The following is a 19,785-nucleotide window of genomic DNA, read 5'->3' as shown; positions in this document are numbered from 1 at the left end:
ACCGGCCTCCAGAGGAGGCCGGTGCTGCGGGATCGGGTCCCTTCCCGTTCTCGAGGCAGCGTCGCCGGCGGCGCCTGCGCGGGCCGCCGCTGGCGGGCCCGGCGGGCGTCGCGCCGTCCCCTGTGTTCCGCCGACCCGACGCCGCTGCCGGCCGGCGCTCGGCCGGATGCCCGTTACAGGAAGACGGTCACGATCGACGGCCAGCACAGCATCACGACCAGCGCGACGACCTGGATGGCGATGAAGGGCAGGAAGCCGGCGAAGATCGCGGTCAGCGTGATGTGCTCGGGCGCCACCGATTTCAGGTAGAAGGCGGCCGGGCCGAAGGGGGGCGAGAGGAAGCTCACCTGCATGTTCATGCAGAAGGTGACGCCGAACCAGATCGCCACCTGGCTCGGCTGGACATGGCCGAACCAGCCGATCTGGTCGGCCGGCAGCTTCAGCACGATCGGCAGGAAGACTGGCATGATCAGCAGCACGATGCCGACCCAGTCCATGAACATGCCCATGACCAGGAAGATCACCATCATGACCAGGATGATGCCCATCGCCGGCAGCTGCATGCCGACGATCAGGTTCGCGACGTAGGTCGGCCCGCCGGCCAGGGTATAGGCGGCGGCGAGCGAGGCTGCGCCGATCGTCACCCAGATGATCGTCCCGGTGGACTTCAGGGTGCGCATCAGGCTGTCCCAGACGATCTCGAAGGTCATCTCGCGCCGGACCAGCGAGATCACGAAGACCGCGATCACGCCCATGCCGGCCGCCTCGGTGATGCCGGTGATGCCGCCGTAGATCGAGCCGAGCACCACCCCGATGACGATCAGGGGGGCCACCAGCCCCTTGCCGATCCGCCAGGCGTCGAGCACGCGCGCGCGGCCGAACAGGGCCAGCAGCGCCAGCGCCAGCGCCAGGCCGCCGGCGAGCCACGGCAGGTCGGCGGTCATGCCGAGCCCGATCGGCTCGACCCCCGGGGTGACGAGGTTCTGTCCGGTCAGGGTGAAGAAGAGGTTGCGCAGCAGCAGCACCGCCAAGGCCATCGCGACCAGGATCGCCACGAAGGCCACGAACATGAGCCGCTTCTCGGCGGCCGTCGGATCGCCCGGCCGGGGCGGCGGCAGCGGCGCCTGGTCGGGCCGCAGGTTGGAGCGCAGCAGGATGTAGACGACGTAGAACGAGGCCAGCATGAAGCCCGGCAGGAAGGCCGCGGTGAAGAGCGCCTGGATCGAGGTCTCGGTGATCAGCCCGTAGAAGATCAGCACGATCGAGGGCGGGATCATGGTGCCGAGGCTGCCCGAGGCGCAGATCGTGCCGATGGCGAATTTCTGGTTGTAGCCGAGCCGCAGCATCTGCGGCAGCGCGATCAGCCCCAGCAGCACGACCTCGCCGCCGATGATCCCCGACATCGCCGCCATGATCACGGCCATGATCGAGGTGACCAGCGCGATCCCGCCCCGGGTGCGCGACAGCCAGAGGTTCAGCGAGGAATACATGTCGCGCGCGATGCCGGATCGTTCCAGCAGCGCGGCCATGAAGATGAACAGCGGCACCGATATCAGCACGTAGTTCGTCATCTGCCGGTAGATCGCCTGGCCGAGGACGTTCAGCGGGCCGCGGCCGAAATCGCCGTAGAGCAGCTCGGGGCCGAACTTCAGGACCAGCGTGACGACGGCCAGGAAGGCCGAGGCGAAGCCGAGCGGCATGCCGATCGCCAGCAGCACGAACATGGAGACCAGCAGGATCAGGCTGAGCGTGCCGATATCAACCATTGCCGTCGGTCCCCAGTGCCTTGCGGATGTGCTCGATCTCCTGCTCGTCGACCTCGTCGCCGGCATGATGCTCGGGCGCCTTGTGCCAGTCGGCGATCAGGTTCGACGTGGCCTGCAGCGCGACGAGGCCGATCACGGCCAGGATCGCCGTCTTCACCGTCGAGGGGATGGGCGGGTCCCAGGCGGTGCCGAAGGTCTCCATCCGCATGAGCTTCGCCAGCACCTCGTTGTAGCCGCCCCACACGAGCGAGGCGAAGAACACCCAGATCAGCACCACCGTCACCGTGTCGGCGAGCTTCTGGGCCCAGCGCGGCATCAGGTCGTAGATGACGTAGATGCGGATGTGGCTGCGCTGCTGCATGGCGTAGAGCCCGGCCAGCAGGAACACGAAGCCGGCGATCCAGAGCGACATCTCGTTGGCCCAGAGCGTCGGCCTGAAGAAGACGTAGCGGGCGACGACCTCGTAGAACATCACGCCGACCACGACGGCGACGGCGATCATCGCCAGGCGGCCGAGGATCAGCGACAGGATGTCCAGGGGGCCCGTCACCTCGACCTCGATGGCGCCGCGGGTGTCGGAGAGATAGAGGCCCGTCGCGAGGCAGGCGGCGAGCAGGAGCCAGAGAAAGACCCGCACGATCGTGTGGTCGCCGGGCCGCAGGATCGTCGACATGCTGACGTCGCTGCCGAGCAGCAGGACGCCGATCACCAGCCAGAGCCAGACCAGCCCCAGCGCCGCGATCAGCCCGATCATCAGAAACCGCATGGGCCGCCGCAACGGTCCCAGCCAGAGGCTTTGCTCGCCCACCGCACCCTCCCGATACGATCCGGGCGGGCCCCCGCGAGGGAGCCCGCCCGATCCGTTATACCCGAAACGGCCCTGTGATTTGTTCAGGGCGACTTATTCGGGCAGGGCGTCGATCGACTTCAGATAGGCCTCGTGGCTCGCAACCAGGGCCTTGGCCTCCGGAGTCGTGGCGAACTCCGACCAGGTCGCGATCGCCGCCTTGCGGAATGCCAGGCGATCCTCCGGCGACCAGTCCCAGATCTTCACGCCGGCGGCCTTCAGCTCACGCGCCGCCTTGGCGTTGGCCTTCGCGGAGGTCAGGGCCTGCTGCAGCGCGAGCTTCTGCATGGCGGTTTCCATGATCCGCTTCTGGTAGTCGGGCATGGCGTCCCACACCGCCTTGTTGCAGGCGAGGTGGTCGGACGGCATCGAGTGGAAGCCCGGGTAGGTCGCGTTCTTGGCCACGTCGTAGAGGCCCATGCCCTTGTTGTTGGCGAGGATCGAGGCGTCGGCGCCGTCGATGATGCCGGACTGCAGGGCGGTGAAGACCTCGGTGAAGTCCATCACGATGGGCTTGGCGCCGAGCTTCTCGAAGATCTTGGTCTCCATGCCCGGCGGGGAGCGGAACTTCCAGTTCTTGAGGTCGGCGACACCCTTGAGCGGCTTGGTCGAGACCAGGGACTCCTGGCCGACGACCCACCAGCCGATCAGCTGCATGCCGTACTTGTTGTAGAGCTTCTCGGCTTCCTGCAGGCCGCCGCCGGTGTAGAGCCAGCCGAGCTGCTGGAAGGGCGTCTCGTAGCCGCCCATGATGTCGCCGACGAACTGGAAGGCGGGGTCCTTGCCGGTCTGGTAGGCGCCGCCGGTCATGTCGCAGTCGAGGATGCCGTTGGCCGCCGCATCGAAGGTCTCGACCGAGGAGACCACCGACGAGGAATAGAACATCTCGATGGAGATATCGCCGTTCGACATCGTCTGGACGTCGTCGACGAACTGGGCGGCGTTCTTGCCCGAGATCGTCTCCGGCCCGTAGTGGGTCTGGATGCGCAGATGCGTCTTCTGACCAGCATTCGCAGCCGGCATGGCTGCCAGAACCACGAATGCCGTCGACACCAGTAGCGTCTTGAACGTCATGAGAATTCCCTCCCTGTTTCGGCCCAGCGGGCTGGCGCTTGTCGCGTCTTCTGTCCAGAAAGATGGTATACCATCTACGCGAAGGCTAGCAAATGCCGGTTTGACGATCAACCACGCTTGGTATACCAAAATTGGAATTCCAGACACTCGCCGGGGTCCAGACGCTCGCCGCCGAGGGGAAGTGAGATGGCAGACGAGAATCTGGCGATCGAGATCGCCAACCGGCTTCGGCGCGACATTCTCCGCGGTGCGCTGCCGCCCGGGACACCGATCAAGGAACGCGACAACGCGGCCGAGCTCGGGGTCAGCCGCACGCCCATGCGCGAGGCGATCCGCATCCTGGCGACGGAGCGGCTCGTGGTCTTGCGGCCGGCGCGCAGCCCGCGCGTGGCCTCTCCCTCGATCGGCGAGGTGGTCGACCAGGTGCTGGTGCTGAAGACGCTGGAGACGCTGTCGGCGGAGCTGGCCTGCAAGCGGGCGACGGAGGCCGACCTGGCCGAGATCCGGGGCCTGAACGACAAGATGTCCGCGCTCTACGAGAGCGGCGATTCCCTCGACCTGTTCGAGATCGACATGGCGTTCCACGCCGCCATCGTCCGCGCCGCCCACAGCGAGGACCTGGCCGAAACCCACCGCGCCTACCTCGCCCGGCTCTGGCGCGCGCGCTACCTCTCGGCCCGCCAGCGGCGCAACCGCGACCGAGCCCGGACGCACCACGACGCGATCCTGGCCGCGCTGGAGTCGCGCAATCCCAGGGCGACGCGGGCCGCCATCAAGGTTCATCTCGACCATCTGGCGGCCGACATCCGGCCGATCCTGGAAAGCGAGCAGGCCGGACAGCCGGCGGAGGCCGCCAAGTGAAGATCATCGGAATCCGCACCTTCCGGACCGCGGAGTTCGCCAACGTGCTCTGGGTGCAGGTCGAGACGGACGGCGGCGCGACCGGGCTCGGCGAGACCTTCTACGGGGCCGAGGCGGTCGAGGCGCACATCCACAACACCCTGGCGCCGCGGCTGCTCGGGCAGGATCCGCTGGCCATCGAGCATCTCCACAAGGAGATGACCAACCTGCCGATGGCCCAGGCCTCGACCGGCGTCGAGTACCGCGCCGCCTCGGCGATCGACATCGCGCTCTGGGACCACTTCGGCAAGCTCTGCGGCCAGCCGGTCTGGCAGATGCTCGGCGGGCGCTGCTGGGACCGCATGCGCCTCTACAACACCTGCGCCGGCACGCGCTACGTGCGCACCAACGTGATCAAGCCGGTGACCAACTGGTCGCTCGGCGAGACCGGGCGCTACGAGGACCTCGACGGCTTCATGAACCGCCCGGCGGCGCTGGCCGAGGACCTGCTGGACAGCGGCATCACCGCGATGAAGATCTGGCCCTTCGACCCGCACGCCGCCGAGTTCCGCGGCCAGTACATCGGGGCCGAAGCGATGAAGGCCGGCCTGAAGCCCTTCGAGGAGATCCGCAAGGCGGTCGGCGACCGCATCGACATCATGCTCGAGATGCACTGCCTCTGGGCGCTGCCGGCGGCCATGGCGATCGCCCGCGAGGTCGCGGCCTTCCGGCCGCTCTGGTTCGAGGACCCGATCCGCATGACCAACGCCCAGGCGCTCGCCGAGTTCGCGCGCGCCACGCCGGTCATGACCTGCGCCTCGGAGACGCTGGGCTCGCGCTTCGCCTACAAGGACTACCTGGACCGCGACGCGACCCAGGTGGTGATGGCCGACCTCTGCTGGACCGGGGGGCTGACCGAGGGCCGCAAGATCGCCGCGATGGCCGACACCTACCACCGCCCCTTCGCGCCGCACGACTGCATCGGCCCGGTGGGCTTCGCCGCCGCCATCCACATGAGCTTCAGCCAGCCCAACACGCTGATCCAGGAGTCGGTGCGCGCCTTCTACAAGGGCTGGTACCGGGAGCTGGTCACGGACCTGCCGCGGATCGAGGGCGGCTACGTCTATCCCCCCGAGGCGCCCGGCCTCGGCCTCGAGCTGCTGCCGGCGGTCTTCGACCGGCCCGACCTGACCACGCGCTACAGCGAGGCTTCCTGATGCATCTCTTCGACCTCACCGGCCGCACCGCCCTCGTCACCGGCTCTTCGCGCGGGCTCGGCCGCGCCTTCGCCGCGGGCCTGGCCCAGGCCGGAGCTCGGCTGGTGCTGAACGGCAAGGACGAGGCCCGGCTCGCCGCCGCCGCTGAGGCGCTGCGCGCCGAGGGCTACGAGGTGCTGGCCGCCGCCTTCGACGTGACGCGGGAGGACGAGGTGGTCGCGGCCTTCGAGCGGCTCGATGCGCAAGGCGTCGCCGTCGACATCCTGGTCAACAACGCCGGCATCCAGTTCCGCAAGCCGATGCTCGAGCTGGCGACCGCGGACTGGCAGCGGGTCATCGACGCCAACCTGACCTCGGCCTTCGTCTGCGGCCGCGAGGCGGCCCGGCGCATGGTGCCGCGCGGCCGCGGCAAGATCATCAACGTCGGCTCGCTGACCTCGGAGCTGGCCCGCGCCACCGTCGCGCCCTACACGGCGGCCAAGGGCGGCATCAAGATGCTGACCAAGTCGATGGCCGCGGAATGGGGCGGCTTCGGACTCCAGGCCAACGCCATCGGCCCGGGCTACATGGCGACCGACATGAACGAGGCGCTGATGGCCGACCCGGCCTTCGACGCCTGGGTCAAGGGCCGCACGCCGGCCCGCCGCTGGGGCCGGCCGGAGGAGCTGGCGGGCCTCGCGGTGTTCCTGGCAGCCCCCGCCTCGGACTACGTGAACGGCCAGATCATCTACGCCGACGGCGGCATGATCTCGGTCCTCTAGGAGGGGCGACGCGCGATGCGGATCGCCTTCCACGGCGCCAACGCCAGCACCTTCGCGCCAGGCTTCGCCGAACTGCTGGAGGCGCCGCACGAGATCGCGGTGCTGTCGGACGAGCTCGCCGGCCCCGGCGAGGCGGAAGCCTTCACGGCCGCCGAGGTGGTGATCGGGGTCCGGCTGACGCCGGCGATGCCGCAGGCCGCGGCGCGGCTCTATCAGGTCGCCGGCGCCGGCACCGACGGCATCGACCTGGCCGCCCTGCCGCCCGGCTGCGCGCTCTGCAACGTCTACGGCCACGAGCCCGCCATCGCCGAGTACGTCTTCGCCGCGCTGCTGGCCCGGCACGTGCCGCTCGCCGAGGCCGATGCGCAGCTCCGGCGCGGCGACTGGCACTACTGGGCCGGCAAGCCGACCGGGCTGCGCAGCGAGCTCGGCGCCCAGACCCTCGGCATCGTCGGCTTCGGCCATATCGGCCGGGCCGTGGCGGCGCGGGCGGCGGCCTTCGGCCTGCGCCTCGAGGTCGCCAACCGCTCGCCGCTGGCCGGCGGGCCGGCGGTCGCCAGGGCCTGGCCGCTCGACCGCCTGGCCGAGATGGCGGCCGGGCTCGACGTGCTGCTGAACACCCTGCCGCTGACGCCGGAGACCCGCGGCCTGATCGGCGCGCCCGAGCTGGCGGCGCTGCCGCCGCGCGCCCTGGTGATGAACGTCGGCCGCGGCGCCGTGATCGAGGAGGAGGCGCTCTACCGGGCGCTCGCCGGACGGCGCATCGCCGGGGCGATCCTCGACACCTGGTACGTCTATCCCGATGCGGCGAACCCCGCCCCGCTGCCGTCGAGCCTGCCCTTCCACGAGCTGCCCAACGTCGTGATGACGCCCCACATGTCCGGCTGGACCCAGGGCACCATCGACCGCCGCCGCGCCGCCATGGCCGAGAACGTCAACCGCCTGGCTCGAGGCGAGGCGCTGCTGAACCGGCTGCGATGACCGGCGGGCCGGCGACCGGTCGCCGACAACCCGGCCGGCACCATCGCCGCGACGATCCGGCTCGACCACGACCGCCTGCCTTCGCAGTCCGCGGGACGGCGGGAGCGGTCAGGTCTCCGTCTCCGTGACATAGCCCCTGGCGCGATCGGCGGCCCGGGCTTCCGGCGTGCGCTCGGCGGGGTCGCCGAAGCCGCCGCCGCCCGGCAGCTGCAGGATCAGGCGCCGGCCGGCCGGAACGTGCTGCCAGCCCTTGGGGCGCAGCCGGGTGCCGTCGTCCAGGGCGACCGAGCCGGGCGCGCCGTCGGCGCCGCCGTCGCGGCCGCGAGCCGGCGTGCCGATGCGGTCGAACATCGCCGAGAAGTCGAACTCGTGGCCCTCGGCCGGGGCGATCTCGATGGTCTGGCCGAGGCCGCCGCGCTGCCGGCCGGCGCCGCCGGAATCCGGACGCAGCTCCTTGCGCCAGATGACGATCGGGCCGGTGTGCTCGGTCGCCTCGATCGGCATGGTGTGCACGCCCGAGGGAAAGGCCGTCGCGGAGAGCCCGTCGAGACCCGGCCGGGCGCCCATGCCGCCGGAGTTGAACATCAGCACCTCGGCGTGCCGCGCCCCAGGCCCCGGCGCGCCCGGCGCGGGGCGAACCGAGATGTGGATGTTCCAGAGCGCCGCCGCGCCCTCGGCCAGGATCTGTCCGGGCAGCGCCTTGGCCAGCGCGCCCAGCACGAGATCCGGGATCATGTGGCCGATGACGTGGCGCAGGGCGACGGGGGCCGGGCGCTCGGCGTTCACGATGTTGGCCGGCGAGGAGATGGTGAAGGCCGCCAGCGAGGCGGCGTTGTTGGGGATGTCGGGCGCGACCACGCACTTGATCGCGTAGCAGGCGTAGGCCTTGGTGTAGGTCAGCGGCACGTTGATGCCGCAGCGGCTGACCGGCGAGCAGCCGCTGAAGTCGACGTTGACGCTGCCCTCGCCGCCGCTGTCCTCGCCGATGGTGACCTCGGCGGCGAGCCTGACCGGCTCGTCGTAGCCGTCGGTCAGCAGCGTGTTCGACCAGCTTCCCTTGGGCAGGGTCGCGATGCGCTCCAGGATCGCGGCGCGGGTGCGCGAGAGGATGAACGCGGCGAGGCTGTCGAGCCCGTCCAGGCCGGCCTCGTCGAGCATCTCCATCAGCCGCCGGTGGCCGACGTCGTTGCAGGAGGCCAGCGAATAGAAGTCGCCGATCACCTGGCTGGGCTCGCGCACGTTGGCGCGCACGATCGCCAGGAGATCCCGGTTCACCTCGCCGCGCTCGGCGAACTTCATGATCGGGATCTGCAGGCCTTCCTCGTAGACCGACTTGCCGTCCGCGCCGAAGCCGCGCCCGCCGACGTCGACGACGTGCGCCGTGCAGGCGAAGAAGCCGATCAGCTCGCCGCCGCGGAACGAGGGCGAGACCATCGTGATGTCGTGCAGGTGCCCCGTACCCTTCCAGGGATCGTTGGTCACGTAGGTGTCGCCCGGGTACATCCGCTCGCGCGGGATCTCGGCGATGAAGTTCGGCACCGCCTCGGCCATGGTGTTGACGTGGCCCGGCGTGCCGGTGACCGCCTGGGCCAGCATCCGTCCCTCGGGATCGAAGACGCCCGCCGACAGGTCGCCGGCCTCGCGCACCGAGGTCGAGAAGGCCGTGCGCAGCAGCGTCATCGCCTGCTCCTCGACCACGGAGACGAGGCGGTTCCACATCACCTGCAGGCGGATCGTGTCGATCTGGCTCATGCCGCTGCTCCTTTCCGCAGCAGAAGGATCGTCCGGTCGCTCTGGATCACGGCGTCGAACAGCGAGGTCACGACCGTCGTGGTCTCGCGCTCGACGATCAGCGCGGGGCCGGCGACGCGCACGCCCGGGGCCAGGCTGTCGCGCGCAATGACGGCGCTGTCGAGCGCGGCGCCGCTCGCGGGATCGAAGACACGGGCGCTCGCCGGTGCCGTCACCGTCTCGCCGTCGCTGCGCAACGTGTGCCCCGCGCCCGCCGGACGCTGGTCCTCCGCCTTGACCGAGAAGGTGACGAGCTCGATCGCGGAGCCCTCGACGGCACGCCCGAAGAACGCCGCGTAGCGGGTGCGGAAGGCCTCCTCGATCAGCGCCCGGTCCTCCGGGACGAAGTCGCGGTCGGGCAGCGGCACCGGGATCTCCCAGCCCTGGCCGGCATAGCGCATGAAGGCGGTGACCTCGCGGCGGATCTCGCCGTCGGTGCCGGCGCGCACGAAGCTCTCGGCGGTCGACTTGAGGTCGCGCAGCAGCGTGTTCAACGCCGCCGGCTCGAAGCGCGACAGCGCCATGACCTGCGAGGCCACGGCCTCGTAGCTGAAGGGCGCCTTGAGGAAGCCGATCGCCGAGCCGACGCCGGCGCCGGTCGGGACCAGGCAGCGCTCGATGCCGAGCTTCTCGCAGAGCCGCGCCGCATGCAGCGGCGCGGCACCGCCAAAGGCGATCATGGTGTTGTCCGCGATGTCCTTGCCGTTCTCGACCGCGTGGACCCGCGCCGCGTTGGCCATGTTCTCGTCGACCACCTCGCAGATGCCGAAGGCGGCGGCCTGCGGCGCGAGGCCGAGCCTGTCGCCGACCTCGCGCGCGACCGCCCCGGTGGCCTTCCCGAGCGAGAGCCGGATCTTGCCGCCGGCGAAGTCGTCGGGATCGAGCTTGCCGAGCAGCAGGTCGGCGTCGGTGATCGCCGGGCGCTCGCCGCCGCGCTGGTAGCAGGCCGGCCCCGGCTCCGAGCCCGCCGATTCCGGCCCGGCCTGGATCCGGCCCATGGCGTCGACCCAAGCGAGCGAGCCGCCGCCGGCACCGATCTCGATCATCTCGATGACCGGGATCGAGATCGGCATGCCCGAGCCCTTGCTGAAGCGGTAGGTCCGCGCGACCTCGAAGCTGCGCGCCGTGTGCGGCCGGAAGTCCTCGATCAGGCAGATCTTGGCCGTGGTGCCGCCCATGTCGTAGGAGACCACGCGGTCGAGGTCGAAGCGGCGCGCGATGTCGGCGGCGAAGATCGCCCCGCCGGCGGGGCCGGATTCGACGAGGCGGATGGGGAACTCGATCGCGGTCTCGACCGAGACCAGGCCGCCGCCCGAGTGGATCAGGAAGACCGGGCAGGCGACGCCGGTCTCGCGGAGCCGGACCTGCAGGCGCGACAGGTAGTCGGCCATGCGCGGCTGCACGTAGGCGTTGGCGCAGACGGTGTTGAAGCGCTCGAACTCGCGCATCTGCGGCGAGACCTCCGAGGAGAGGGAGATCGGCAGGTCGAGGTGCCGGCGCAGGATCTCGCGGGCGCGCCGCTCGTGCGCAGGGTTCGCGTAGGCGTGGATGAAGCCGATCGCCACGGAGCCGAAATCGCCGGCCGCGATCGTCCTCGCGATCGCCTCGAGGGCGGCCTCGTCGAGCGGCTGCAGCTCCTCGCCCTGGGCGCCGATCCGGCCTCCGACCGGGAAGCGATCCTCGCGCGGCACCAGCGGCGCCGGCAGCACCAGGTTCAGGTCGTACTGCTCGAAGCGGCTCTCGCTGCGCATCTCGACGACGTCGCGGAAGCCCTCGGTGGTCACGAAGGCCGTGCGCGCGCCGCGCCGCTCGATCAGGGCGTTGGTGGCCAGCGTCGTGCCGTGGATGATCATGCCGAGCGCGGCGGGCGCTATGCCGGCCTCGCGGGTCACGATCTCGATGCCGTCCAGGATCGCCTGCTCGGGTGCTGCGTAGTCGGTCAGGACCTTGGCCGAGAAGAGCGTGCCGCGCAGCTCGAGCGCCACGTCGGTGAAGGTGCCGCCGATGTCGGCGCCCAGCCTGATGTCCTGTCTGATGTCCTGCCTGATGTCCTGCCTGATGTCCTGCCGGTCGGTCATGCGTACTCCCTTGCCGCGCGCCCCGGTCCCGAGGCCCCGCTGCCGCCCGCCGCGGCGACGGCAGGCAAGACTAGCGAAGTCGTGCGCGGCGCTCCGGCAAATTCCGCCTGTCGTTCCGCCATTCTTCGACGATCTGGCCGGCGCCGTCCGGCCGCGCACCGGCGCTAGCCGCTGCGCGCCTGGCGCGGCGTCACGCCGAAGCGGGCCTTGAACATGCGCGTGAAGGAGGACTGGTCCTGGAAGCCCCAGGCATAGGCGATCTCGGCGATCGTCTTGTCGGGCGCGGCCAGGATGCTCCTGCGGCATTCGTCGAGCCGCCGGTCCCTGAGATAGCCGGAGAAGGTCTCGCCGGCCTCCGCCATGACGCCGTAGAGGTGGCTGCGCGACATGTTGAGCGCCGAGCAGACGCCCTGCACCGAGAGCCCGGGCTCGGCGAGGTGGGCGTCGACGAAGCCCTTGATCCGCTCCAGGGAGGCGCGGCCCCGGTTGCTCCGGGCGAGGCCCTCCTCGCCCTCGGCCTCCGCCTCGCCGCTGGCGGCGCGCACCAGCAGCGACGAGAGGTGGACGGCGGCGAGGTCCTGGACGTCGAGCACCGCCACGGGGTCGGGGGCGATGACGTTGCGGATGTACTGCGCGGTCAGCTGCCCGGCGCCGCGATTGCCCCGGATGACCGGGCTGGACAGCCGGCCGCCGGAGCCGAGGCGCGGGCGCAGCATGGCCTCGTCGAGGGTCACGCAGAGGATCTTGAAGCGCGAGGCGAACTGCACGGCGAAGGGCGAGGCGGTGTCCAGCAGGTAGATGTCGCCGGGCTCGACCCGGGCGCCGACGCCGAACTGCTCGACGAAGACGCTGCCGTAGAGCAGCAGGTTCGCGAAGAAGTAGGTGTTGCCCTGCCGGTGCACGCCGCGGCGGGTCAGGTTGACCGGGTGCCCCTCGGCGGCGACGCTCGAGACCTGCAGGTCCTGGCCGTGGAAGCTCTCGATCCGCCCCGAGAAGCGCTCCGGCCGGCCCTCCGGCTCCAGGGGCACGAAGGCGTCGCAGACCGCGTCGCGCCAGTAGGCGAACTGCTCAGCCTCGGGAATTCCCTCGGTCGTCCACACTCCCAGCACGGCTTCCTCCAGGCTCTCTTTGTCTTCTTTTGCGCGGATCATAGGTCCCGGCGCGCCGTCCTGTCAGCACCCGGTGCCCCTGCCGCGGCCCGAGAGCCTGCCCGAGGCCGCCCGCGGGACGCCATGCAAAGTCGTCGTGGACGCCCTGCACAGAACGGCCGGTCTCTCGGCCTTAGTGTGGCGCCTCGCCGGGGCGCCGCCGCGCCCCCTCTTCCGAAGGGTCGGCCATGGATCCCGAGCTCGTCACCCGCCACAGGGAGCACCTGCTTCGCGACGGCTACACCGTCATCGAGAACGCTTTCGACGCGGCGACCCGCGACGCCCTGATCGAGGGGCTGCTGCGGCTGGAGCGCGAGGGCGAGGCCGGCTATGCCCGGACGACCTTCGAGGGGATGCAGACGGTCCGCGTCTACAACCTGCTCGCCCGCGGCGAGGTGTTCCGGCAGGTGCCGCTCAACCCGGCGGCGCTCGCGGTCGCCGAGGCCGTGCTCGACCCTGAGCTGCTGCTGTCCTCGCTGTCGGCGATCACGCTGGGGCCGGGGCAGCCGGCCCAGCCGATGCACGAGGACACCCAGCAGATCCCGCTGCCGCGGCCGCATCCGCCGATCGCCGTCAACGCCATGTGGGCGCTCAGCCCCTTCACCGAGGACAACGGCGCGACGCGGATCGTGCCGGCCAGCCACCTGGCCGCGGAGCCGCCGGTCTACGGCGGCGCCTACGAGACCCGGGCGGCGACCATGCCGGCCGGCAGCATCATGCTGTTCGACAGCCAGCTCTGGCACGCGGGCGGCGCGAACCGCACCGACGAGCGCCGCTTCGCCATCTCCTGCTACTACTGCGCCGGCTGGCTGCGCCAGCAGGAGAACCTGCAGCTCGGCCTGCCGCGCGAGACGGTCCAGACCTTCCCGCGCCGGCTCCAGGAGCTCTGCGGCTACTCGGTCTACCGCGGCCAGTACGGCCACATCGACAACCGCGACCCCATCGAGCTGCTCGGCCAGCCGCGCAGGCGCTCGATGGTCTGGGAGGCGAGCGACCGCCGCCAGCAGGCCCGCCCTGCATGACCGGGGGTTCGCTCCCGCCGGTTCCGCGCTCCGTGGTGCACATGCTGCTGGAGACGGCCGACGCCTTCCCGGACCGTCCCGCCGTGACCTTCGGGGAGGTGACCCTCAGCTATGCCGAGTACCGCCAGGCGGTCCTGGCCCTGGCGGCGATGTGGCGGCAGATGATCCGCCCCGGCGAGCGCATCGCGCTGCTGCTGTCCAACTCGCTCGACATGGCGGTCAGCACCTTCGCGGCCCATGCCGCCGGCGCCCAGGCCGTGCCGCTCAATCCGGCCTACACCCTGCGCGAGCTGACGCCGATCCTCGACGACGCGGCGCCGCGCCTGCTGGTCCACGAAGCGGGCCTGGCGGCGGATCTCGTGCGGCTCTGCGGGGCCAGGGGCATCTCGCGGATCGAGACCGGGGGCGGCGGGGCGACCTTCCTGGGGCTGGCGGAAGGTCCGCGGCAGGCCGATCCCCGTCTGGTGCCGAGCCACGGCCAGCTGGCGACCCTGCAGTACACCGGCGGCACGACGGGCCTGCCGAAGGGGGTCGACATCACCCACGGCCAGCTCGCCGTCAACCTGGCGCAGCGCGAGGCGCTGCTGCCGACCGAGCGGGGCGGCGAGGTCATGCTCTGCTCGATGCCGCTGTTCCACGTCTCGGCCGTCGCCATGTGCCTGCACCTGGCCTGCTATGCCGCCTCGCACCTGGTGATCCTGCCGCGCTATCGCCCGGACTGGGTGCTGGAGGCGATCGGCCGGCATCGCGCGACGCTGATGTCGGCGGGGCCGACGATCTTCCACGGCCTGCTCGGCTTCGAGGGCTTCGGCCGGGCCGATCTCGGCAGCCTGCGCTGCTGCTATTCGGGAGCGGCGGCGCTGCCCGAGGCGACGCTGCAGCGCTGGGAGGCGGCGAGCGGCTGCGTCATCCTGGAAGGCTACGGCATGACCGAGGCCGGCCCGGTGCTGACCTACAACCCGGCGCGCGGGCCGCGCAAGGTCGGCTCGGTCGGCGTCGCCGTCCCGGCCAGCGAGCTGCAGATCGTCGACCCCGAGCGCGACGGGACCGTCCTGCCGGCGGGCGCGGTGGGGGAGATCCGCGTGCGCGGCCGGCACGTCATGGCCGGCTACCGCAACCGGCCGGAGCTCAGCGAGCAGGCGCTGGCCGGCGGCTGGTTCCATACCGGCGACCTCGGCCGGCTCGACGGCGACGGTTACCTCTTCATCACCGGCCGCCGCAGCGAGGTCATCAACGTCGGCGGCTACAACGTCTATCCGCGCGAGGTCGAGCAGGTCCTGCTGGAGCATCCGGCGGTCGCCGAGGCCGCGGTCTTCGGCGCCGCCGACGACTACTACGGGCAGGTCGTCCAGGCCTATGTCGTGCCGCGCGGCGGCGCACGCCTCGACGAGCAGGCGCTGATCGAGCACTGCCGGTCGGGCCTGGTCCGCTACAAGGTGCCGCGCGCGGTCCGTTCGGTCGACAGCCTGCCCAAGACCAGCGTCGGCAAGCTCGCCCGCCGCCTGCTCGAGCCGATCGGCTCGACGGCGGCCGGCGCGCGTCCGGCCGCCGCGCCGCCCGGCGGCGTGGCCGAGGAGAGTTCCGTCGGTTGAAGCAAGAACATCGTTCGCAAGGGAGGAAGAGCATGAAGAGATCGAGGATGTGGAGGGCGGCCACGGCGGCCGCGTCGGCGGCCGTCCTGGCCGGCGCGCTGGGCTCGGCGGCCTGGGCCGCGGATACCGTCAAGGTCGGCTACCTGATCCCGCTGTCCGGCACCGCCGCCGCGGCGATCGGCCAGGAGATGAGCCGGGCGACGCACCTGGCCGTCGATCACATCAACGAGGAGGGCGGCATTAAGGCCCTGGGCGGCGCCAAGCTGCAGCTGGTCGAGGTCGACACCCGGGGCGACCCGCAGGTCGCGATCACCGAGGCCGAGCGGCTGATCAACGTCGAGAAGGTCTCGGTGCTGATCGGCGCGTTCCAGAGCAGCGTGACCTTCCCGGCGAGCGCGATCGCCGAGAAGTACCAGGTGCCCTGGATCGTCGACCTCTCGGCCAAGGCGGAGATCACCGAGCGCGGCTTCAAGTACGTCTTCCGGCCGACCCAGATCCCGTCGTCGGGCAACGCCGACAGCGCGGCCGACTTCATCGCCTGGGCCGGCAAGACCACGGGCAAGCAGCCGAAGACCGGCGCGATCGTCTACGAGAACACCGACTGGGGCCAGGACCTGGCCAACACCATGCGCAAGCGCATGGCCGAGATGGGCATCAAGGTCGTCTTCGACGAATCCTATCCGCCGAACTCGCCGAACCTGCGGCCGCTGGTCGTCAAGCTGAAGGGCGCCCATCCGGACGTCATCTCCATGACCTCCTACACCGGCGACGCCGTCCAGCTGCAGAAGCTGATCGCGCAGCTGCGCGTCGACGCCATGGCCATCGTCGGCAGCGCCGCCGGCCACGTCGACCGCACCTTCGTGCCGACGGTCGGCGTCAAGGCGGCCGACATGGTCTTCACGACCAACGGCTGGGCCGGCTACGACTCCGCGATCACCACGCCCTTCGCCAGGCGCTTCTGGGATCAGTACGTCGGCAAGTACCAGGCCGACCCGACCGAGTTCGGCGTCACGGCCTACGCCGACGTCTGGATCCTGAAGGACGCCCTGGAGCGGGCCGGCTCGGCCGACCCGAAGGCGATCCGCGACGCCCTGGCCAAGACCGACATGAAGGACAACGACATCACCAGGCTGGTCGGCTACGACATCGCCTTCGACTCGAAGAACCAGAACACGCTGAAGCGCTTCGTCGTCCAGCAGATCAAGGACGGCAAGTACTACACGGTCTGGCCGTCGAAGCTGACGCCGGCGGGCTACAAGATGGTCTGGCCGGTGCCGGACTGGAGCGACCGCTAGGCGGCGCGCGCCGCCGGGACAGGAAGGGCCGGCCCGGACCAGCGGGCCGGCCCTTCCGCCCGGCGCGACATCGCGTTTCCGGCGACACGGCAGCAGTGAGGCGAGCCGGTTCATGACAAGCATTCTCCAGGCGCTGTTCGACGGCCTGGCCAGCGGCGCGATCTATGGGATCATCGCGCTCGGCCTGAGCCTGCAGTTCGGCGTCATGAAGATCATCAACTTCGCGCACGGCTCGTTCCTGATGGTCGCCATGTACCTGACCTTCTGGGCGACCAGCCTGCTCGGGCTGCACCTGCTGGCCGCGATCCCGCTGGTCGTCGCCGTGCTCTACCTGGTCGGCTGGGGCACCCAGCGCTGGCTGATCGAGCCGGTCTACCGCAAGGAGGCGACCCGCGAGCCGATCAGCGTGCTGATCTTCACGACCGGGCTCTGGATCTTCCTCGACAACCTCTTCCTGGTGCTCGCCGGCCCCGACTACCGGACGCCGGCCGGCGACTGGGCGAACGGCGTCTTCGTCCTGGGCGACCTGATCTTCACCTATCCGCAGGTCGCCGGCCTGGTCGTCTCGGTGCTGGTGACCCTGCTGCTCGTGCTCTTCATGCGCTACACCCGGCTCGGCCGCGCGATCCGCGCGACCGGCCAGGACCGCGAGGCGGCCAGCGTGCTCGGCATCGACAGCGCGGCGGTCTACCGGACCTCCTTCGCCATCGGCCTGGCGATCCTCGGCGTCGCCGGCGCCCTGCTGCTGGCGATCTTCCCCGTCGATCCCTTCATCGGCGACCTGTTCGGCGTGCGCGCCTTCATCATCGTGGTGCTCGGCGGCATCGGCTCGATCGGCGGCGCGCTGGCCGGCGGCCTGATGGTCGGCCTGATCGAATCCCTGGGCGCCCAGTTCCTGCCGATCACCTATTCCGAGGCGCTGATCTTCGCGATCTTCCTGGCCGTGCTCTACTTCCGGCCCCAGGGCCTGTTCGGCGTGGAGCGGGCCTGACCATGGCCGCGCGCGCGCTCCTCCTGCCGCTCGGCGCCGCCGGCGCCCTGTTGCTGCCGCTGGCCTTCGGCAACCCCTATGCCCTCTCGGTCGTCATCCTGGCGCTGCTCTACGCCTACCTGGCGCTGTCCTGGAACCTGATCGGCGGCATCACCGGCCAGCTCTCGCTGGGCCACGCCGCCTACTTCGGCATCGGCGCCTACACCTCGACCGTGCTGTTCGCCGACCTCGGGCTGACCCCCTGGCTCGGCATGCTGGCGGGCGCGGTCCTGGCCGGGATCGCCGCCGTGGTCATCGGCCTGCCCTGCTTCCGGCTGCGCGGCGCCTACTACGCCCTCGCGACGCTCGCCGCCGCGGTGATCCTCAAGGTCGTCGTCGAGAACTCCAACGAGCTGCTGGGCGGCCCGCGCGGCCTCGACGTCCGCCTGCTGCACGATGCGCCGCTCTACTTCCAGCATACCAGCAAGCTCTTCTACTACTACGTCGTCCTGCTGCTGGTCGGCGGCGCGCTGGCGGCCAATCGCTGGTGCCTGCGCTCGCGCTTCGGCTACTACCTGACGGCGATCCGCAACGACCAGGAGGCCGCCGCCGCGCTGGGCGTCGACGCCCGGCGCTACAAGCTGCTGGCGGCGGTGCTGAGTGCCGCCATGACGGCGATCGGCGGCACCTTCTACGCGCAGTACGCCCTCTTCATCAGCCCCGAGAAGGTCTTCGGCGTGCACCTCAGCGTGCAGATCGCGGTGATCTGCATCATCGGCGGTCGCGGCACGCTCTGGGGCCCGCTGCTCGGCGCCTTGCTGCTGCTGATGGTCGTCATGCGCTTCGAGCCGCGCGGCGTGATCGCGCTGCTCGGGCGGGCTCTGTCCGGCTCGCGCCGGCTCTCCGGAAAGGCGGCGAAGGTCCGCAGGGAGGCGGCATGAGCCTGCTGGAGTTCCGCGACGTCACGCGCCAGTTCGGCGGCCTGCGCGCGATCGACCAGGTCAGCTTCGAGGTCCGGGAGAACGAGACCGTCGGCCTGATCGGCCCCAACGGCGCCGGCAAGACCACGCTGTTCTCCATGGCTTCCGGCTTCCTGGCGCCGAGCGCCGGCGAGATCTGGTTCTCCGGCGCCCGGATCGACGGCCGGCCGGCGCCGGAGATCTGCCGCCGGGGGCTGGTGCGCACCTTCCAGATCGTCCGCCCCTTCGGCGAGATGTCCGTGCTCGACAACGTCATGATCGGCAGCTTCCTGCACCATCGCGACCGGGCCGAGGCGCGGGCCGACGCCCTGGCGGTGCTGCGCCGCTTCGGCATGGCCGAGCGCGCCGGGCAGCCGGCCCGTACCCTGACGCTCGCCGGCCGCAAGCGGCTCGAGGTCGCCAAGGTCATCGCGACGCGGCCCAGGCTGCTGATGCTCGACGAGGTCATGGCCGGCCTGACGCGGGTCGAGATGGACGAGATCATCGCCCTGATCCGCAGCCTGCGCGACGACGGCGTCACGATCCTGCTGGTCGAGCACAACATGCACGCGGTCATGGCGCTCAGCGACCGCGTCGTGGTGATCCACCACGGCCGCAAGATCTGCGACGCCGAGCCGGAGGTCGCGGCCAACGACCCGGCCGTGGTCGAGGCCTACCTGGGCGGGGACGAGGAGTGATGCTGGAGATCGAGGGGCTCCACGCCGGCTATGGCGACGTGCGCGTGCTGCACGACGTCACGCTGCGGGTCGACGAGGGCGAGATCGTCAGCATCGTCGGGGCCAACGGCGCCGGCAAGACGACCCTGATCCGCGCGGTGATGGGCACCCTGCCGACCACCAGCGGCAGCGTCCGCTTCCTGGGCGAGCGCCTGACCGGCCGGCAGTCCCACGAGATCGCCCGGCTCGGCCTGGCCCAGGTCATGGAGGGGCGCCGCCTCTTCCCGCACATGACCGTCGAGGACAACCTGCTGATCGGCGGCGACATCCTGCGCGACACGGCCCGCCAGCGGCGCAACCTCGGCTGGGTCTACGAGATGTTCCCGCGCCTGCGCGAGCGCCGCACGCAGCTGGCCCGCTCGTTCAGCGGCGGCGAGCAGCAGATGCTGGCCATCGCCCGGGCGCTGATGACGGGCCCGAAGCTGCTGCTGCTCGACGAGCCGTCGATCGGCCTGGCGCCGGTCATGGTCAAGGAGATCTTCTCGCGCTTCCCCGGCATCAACGCGGAGGGCGTGACGATCCTGCTGGTCGAGCAGGACGTGCGCCGCTCGCTGTCGCTGTCGCGGCGCGGCTACGTGATCGAGCAGGGCCGGGTGGTGCTGGAAGGCGACCGCGACTTCCTGCTCGGCAACGAGGAGGTGAAGCGCGCCTACCTGGGGGTCTGAGCGCGCCGGTTCGAACGAGGACCCTGGAGGAGGGATGCTGGA

At 70.7% G+C, this 19,785-nt stretch carries 17 protein-coding genes; 11 read left to right on the top strand and 6 right to left on the bottom strand.

The features are described 5' to 3' along the window. Positions 1-173 precede the first annotated feature (173 nt). The 3 genes from B9O00_RS01905 to B9O00_RS01895 form a co-directional block, all read right to left on the bottom strand. On the bottom strand, positions 174-1,766 hold the full coding sequence (locus tag B9O00_RS01905; RefSeq protein ID WP_085120726.1) for a TRAP transporter large permease: 1,593 nt from the start codon (positions 1,764-1,766) through the stop codon (positions 174-176). Next, entirely contained in the window at positions 1,759-2,520 is a 762-nt protein-coding gene (locus tag B9O00_RS01900; protein WP_085121066.1) for a TRAP transporter small permease subunit, read from the bottom strand. The genes B9O00_RS01905 and B9O00_RS01900 overlap by 8 nt, the downstream gene beginning before the upstream one ends. A 147-nt stretch (positions 2,521-2,667) precedes the next feature. Then, positions 2,668-3,687: a TRAP transporter substrate-binding protein gene (locus B9O00_RS01895; RefSeq protein WP_085120725.1), complete on the bottom strand. Its 1,020-nt coding sequence runs from the start codon at positions 3,685-3,687 to the stop codon at positions 2,668-2,670. A 186-nt stretch (positions 3,688-3,873) separates the two neighbouring features. Here B9O00_RS01895 and B9O00_RS01890 point away from each other — a divergent pair, with 186 nt between their 5' ends. Genes B9O00_RS01890 through B9O00_RS01875 form a run of 4 tightly spaced genes read left to right on the top strand, consistent with a single transcriptional unit; the run spans position 3,874 to position 7,486 of the window. After that, the gene (locus tag B9O00_RS01890) at positions 3,874-4,548 is read left to right on the top strand and encodes a GntR family transcriptional regulator (RefSeq protein WP_085120724.1); all 675 of its coding nucleotides are present in this window, start codon (positions 3,874-3,876) and stop codon (positions 4,546-4,548) included. After that, positions 4,545-5,744 (top strand): mandelate racemase/muconate lactonizing enzyme family protein, encoded by a 1,200-nt coding sequence (locus B9O00_RS01885; protein ID WP_085120723.1) that lies wholly within the window; start codon positions 4,545-4,547, stop codon positions 5,742-5,744. The genes B9O00_RS01890 and B9O00_RS01885 overlap by 4 nt, the downstream gene beginning before the upstream one ends. Further along, on the top strand, positions 5,744-6,505 hold the full coding sequence (locus B9O00_RS01880; protein WP_085120722.1) for an SDR family oxidoreductase: 762 nt from the start codon (positions 5,744-5,746) through the stop codon (positions 6,503-6,505). Before B9O00_RS01885 ends, B9O00_RS01880 begins: the two co-directional genes overlap by 1 nt. A 15-nt stretch (positions 6,506-6,520) precedes the next feature. Next, positions 6,521-7,486, top strand: a complete 966-nt coding sequence (locus B9O00_RS01875) for a 2-hydroxyacid dehydrogenase (protein WP_085120721.1) — start codon at positions 6,521-6,523, stop codon at positions 7,484-7,486. Positions 7,487-7,594: 108 nt separating this feature from the next. Here the strand turns inward: B9O00_RS01875 and B9O00_RS01870 are convergent, their stop codons facing one another. The 3 genes from B9O00_RS01870 to B9O00_RS01860 all read right to left on the bottom strand — a co-directional run bounded on the left by B9O00_RS01870 (position 7,595) and on the right by B9O00_RS01860 (position 12,464). Continuing rightward, positions 7,595-9,238 (bottom strand): hydantoinase B/oxoprolinase family protein, encoded by a 1,644-nt coding sequence (locus tag B9O00_RS01870; protein WP_085120720.1) that lies wholly within the window; start codon positions 9,236-9,238, stop codon positions 7,595-7,597. Continuing rightward, a complete protein-coding gene (locus B9O00_RS01865) occupies positions 9,235-11,355 on the bottom strand; it encodes a hydantoinase/oxoprolinase family protein (RefSeq protein WP_085120719.1) in 2,121 nt (706 codons plus the stop codon). The genes B9O00_RS01870 and B9O00_RS01865 overlap by 4 nt, the downstream gene beginning before the upstream one ends. Before the next feature lie 164 nt (positions 11,356-11,519). After that, positions 11,520-12,464: a helix-turn-helix domain-containing protein gene (locus B9O00_RS01860; protein ID WP_159460062.1), complete on the bottom strand. Its 945-nt coding sequence runs from the start codon at positions 12,462-12,464 to the stop codon at positions 11,520-11,522. A gap of 227 nt (positions 12,465-12,691) precedes the next feature. On the opposite strand from B9O00_RS01860, the gene B9O00_RS01855 reads away from it, so the two are divergent. From B9O00_RS01855 to B9O00_RS01825, 7 genes are all read left to right on the top strand, one after another. Then, positions 12,692-13,525 (top strand): phytanoyl-CoA dioxygenase family protein, encoded by an 834-nt coding sequence (locus B9O00_RS01855; RefSeq protein WP_085120717.1) that lies wholly within the window; start codon positions 12,692-12,694, stop codon positions 13,523-13,525. After that, a complete protein-coding gene (locus B9O00_RS01850) occupies positions 13,522-15,117 on the top strand; it encodes an AMP-binding protein (protein WP_085120716.1) in 1,596 nt (531 codons plus the stop codon). Before B9O00_RS01855 ends, B9O00_RS01850 begins: the two co-directional genes overlap by 4 nt. A 32-nt stretch (positions 15,118-15,149) precedes the next feature. Continuing rightward, positions 15,150-16,412: an ABC transporter substrate-binding protein gene (locus B9O00_RS01845; protein ID WP_085120715.1), complete on the top strand. Its 1,263-nt coding sequence runs from the start codon at positions 15,150-15,152 to the stop codon at positions 16,410-16,412. Between the two features lie 112 nt (positions 16,413-16,524). After that, on the top strand, positions 16,525-17,403 hold the full coding sequence (locus tag B9O00_RS01840) for a branched-chain amino acid ABC transporter permease (RefSeq protein ID WP_085120714.1): 879 nt from the start codon (positions 16,525-16,527) through the stop codon (positions 17,401-17,403). Positions 17,404-17,405: 2 nt separating this feature from the next. Then, entirely contained in the window at positions 17,406-18,323 is a 918-nt protein-coding gene (locus tag B9O00_RS01835; protein WP_085120713.1) for a branched-chain amino acid ABC transporter permease, read from the top strand. After that, on the top strand, positions 18,320-19,039 hold the full coding sequence (locus B9O00_RS01830) for an ABC transporter ATP-binding protein (RefSeq protein WP_085120712.1): 720 nt from the start codon (positions 18,320-18,322) through the stop codon (positions 19,037-19,039). The genes B9O00_RS01835 and B9O00_RS01830 overlap by 4 nt, the downstream gene beginning before the upstream one ends. Further along, on the top strand, positions 19,039-19,743 hold the full coding sequence (locus B9O00_RS01825) for an ABC transporter ATP-binding protein (RefSeq protein WP_089229527.1): 705 nt from the start codon (positions 19,039-19,041) through the stop codon (positions 19,741-19,743). Before B9O00_RS01830 ends, B9O00_RS01825 begins: the two co-directional genes overlap by 1 nt. The last annotated feature ends 42 nt before the right edge of the window (positions 19,744-19,785 follow it).

The organism is Tistlia consotensis USBA 355, from assembly GCF_900177295.1.
Lineage (GTDB): Bacteria > Pseudomonadota > Alphaproteobacteria > Kiloniellales > DSM-21159 > Tistlia > Tistlia consotensis.
This window is presented reverse-complemented; position numbering and strand designations above follow the sequence as displayed.

Excerpts from the sequence above, each read along its gene's own strand:
- B9O00_RS01905 (WP_085120726.1), bottom strand. The coding sequence starts at position 1,766 with ATGGTTGATATCGGCACGCTCAGCCTGATCCTGCTGGTCTCCATGTTC.
- B9O00_RS01900 (WP_085121066.1), bottom strand. The coding sequence starts at position 2,520 with ATGATCGGGCTGATCGCGGCGCTGGGGCTGGTCTGGCTCTGGCTGGTG.
- B9O00_RS01895 (WP_085120725.1), bottom strand. The coding sequence starts at position 3,687 with ATGACGTTCAAGACGCTACTGGTGTCGACGGCATTCGTGGTTCTGGCA.
- B9O00_RS01890 (WP_085120724.1), top strand. The coding sequence starts at position 3,874 with ATGGCAGACGAGAATCTGGCGATCGAGATCGCCAACCGGCTTCGGCGC.
- B9O00_RS01880 (WP_085120722.1), top strand. The coding sequence starts at position 5,744 with ATGCATCTCTTCGACCTCACCGGCCGCACCGCCCTCGTCACCGGCTCT.
- B9O00_RS01875 (WP_085120721.1), top strand. The coding sequence starts at position 6,521 with ATGCGGATCGCCTTCCACGGCGCCAACGCCAGCACCTTCGCGCCAGGC.
- B9O00_RS01870 (WP_085120720.1), bottom strand. The coding sequence starts at position 9,238 with ATGAGCCAGATCGACACGATCCGCCTGCAGGTGATGTGGAACCGCCTC.
- B9O00_RS01865 (WP_085120719.1), bottom strand. The coding sequence starts at position 11,355 with ATGACCGACCGGCAGGACATCAGGCAGGACATCAGGCAGGACATCAGA.
- B9O00_RS01855 (WP_085120717.1), top strand. The coding sequence starts at position 12,692 with ATGGATCCCGAGCTCGTCACCCGCCACAGGGAGCACCTGCTTCGCGAC.
- B9O00_RS01850 (WP_085120716.1), top strand. The coding sequence starts at position 13,522 with ATGACCGGGGGTTCGCTCCCGCCGGTTCCGCGCTCCGTGGTGCACATG.
- B9O00_RS01845 (WP_085120715.1), top strand. The coding sequence starts at position 15,150 with ATGAAGAGATCGAGGATGTGGAGGGCGGCCACGGCGGCCGCGTCGGCG.
- B9O00_RS01840 (WP_085120714.1), top strand. The coding sequence starts at position 16,525 with ATGACAAGCATTCTCCAGGCGCTGTTCGACGGCCTGGCCAGCGGCGCG.
- B9O00_RS01835 (WP_085120713.1), top strand. The coding sequence starts at position 17,406 with ATGGCCGCGCGCGCGCTCCTCCTGCCGCTCGGCGCCGCCGGCGCCCTG.
- B9O00_RS01830 (WP_085120712.1), top strand. The coding sequence starts at position 18,320 with ATGAGCCTGCTGGAGTTCCGCGACGTCACGCGCCAGTTCGGCGGCCTG.
- B9O00_RS01825 (WP_089229527.1), top strand. The coding sequence starts at position 19,039 with ATGCTGGAGATCGAGGGGCTCCACGCCGGCTATGGCGACGTGCGCGTG.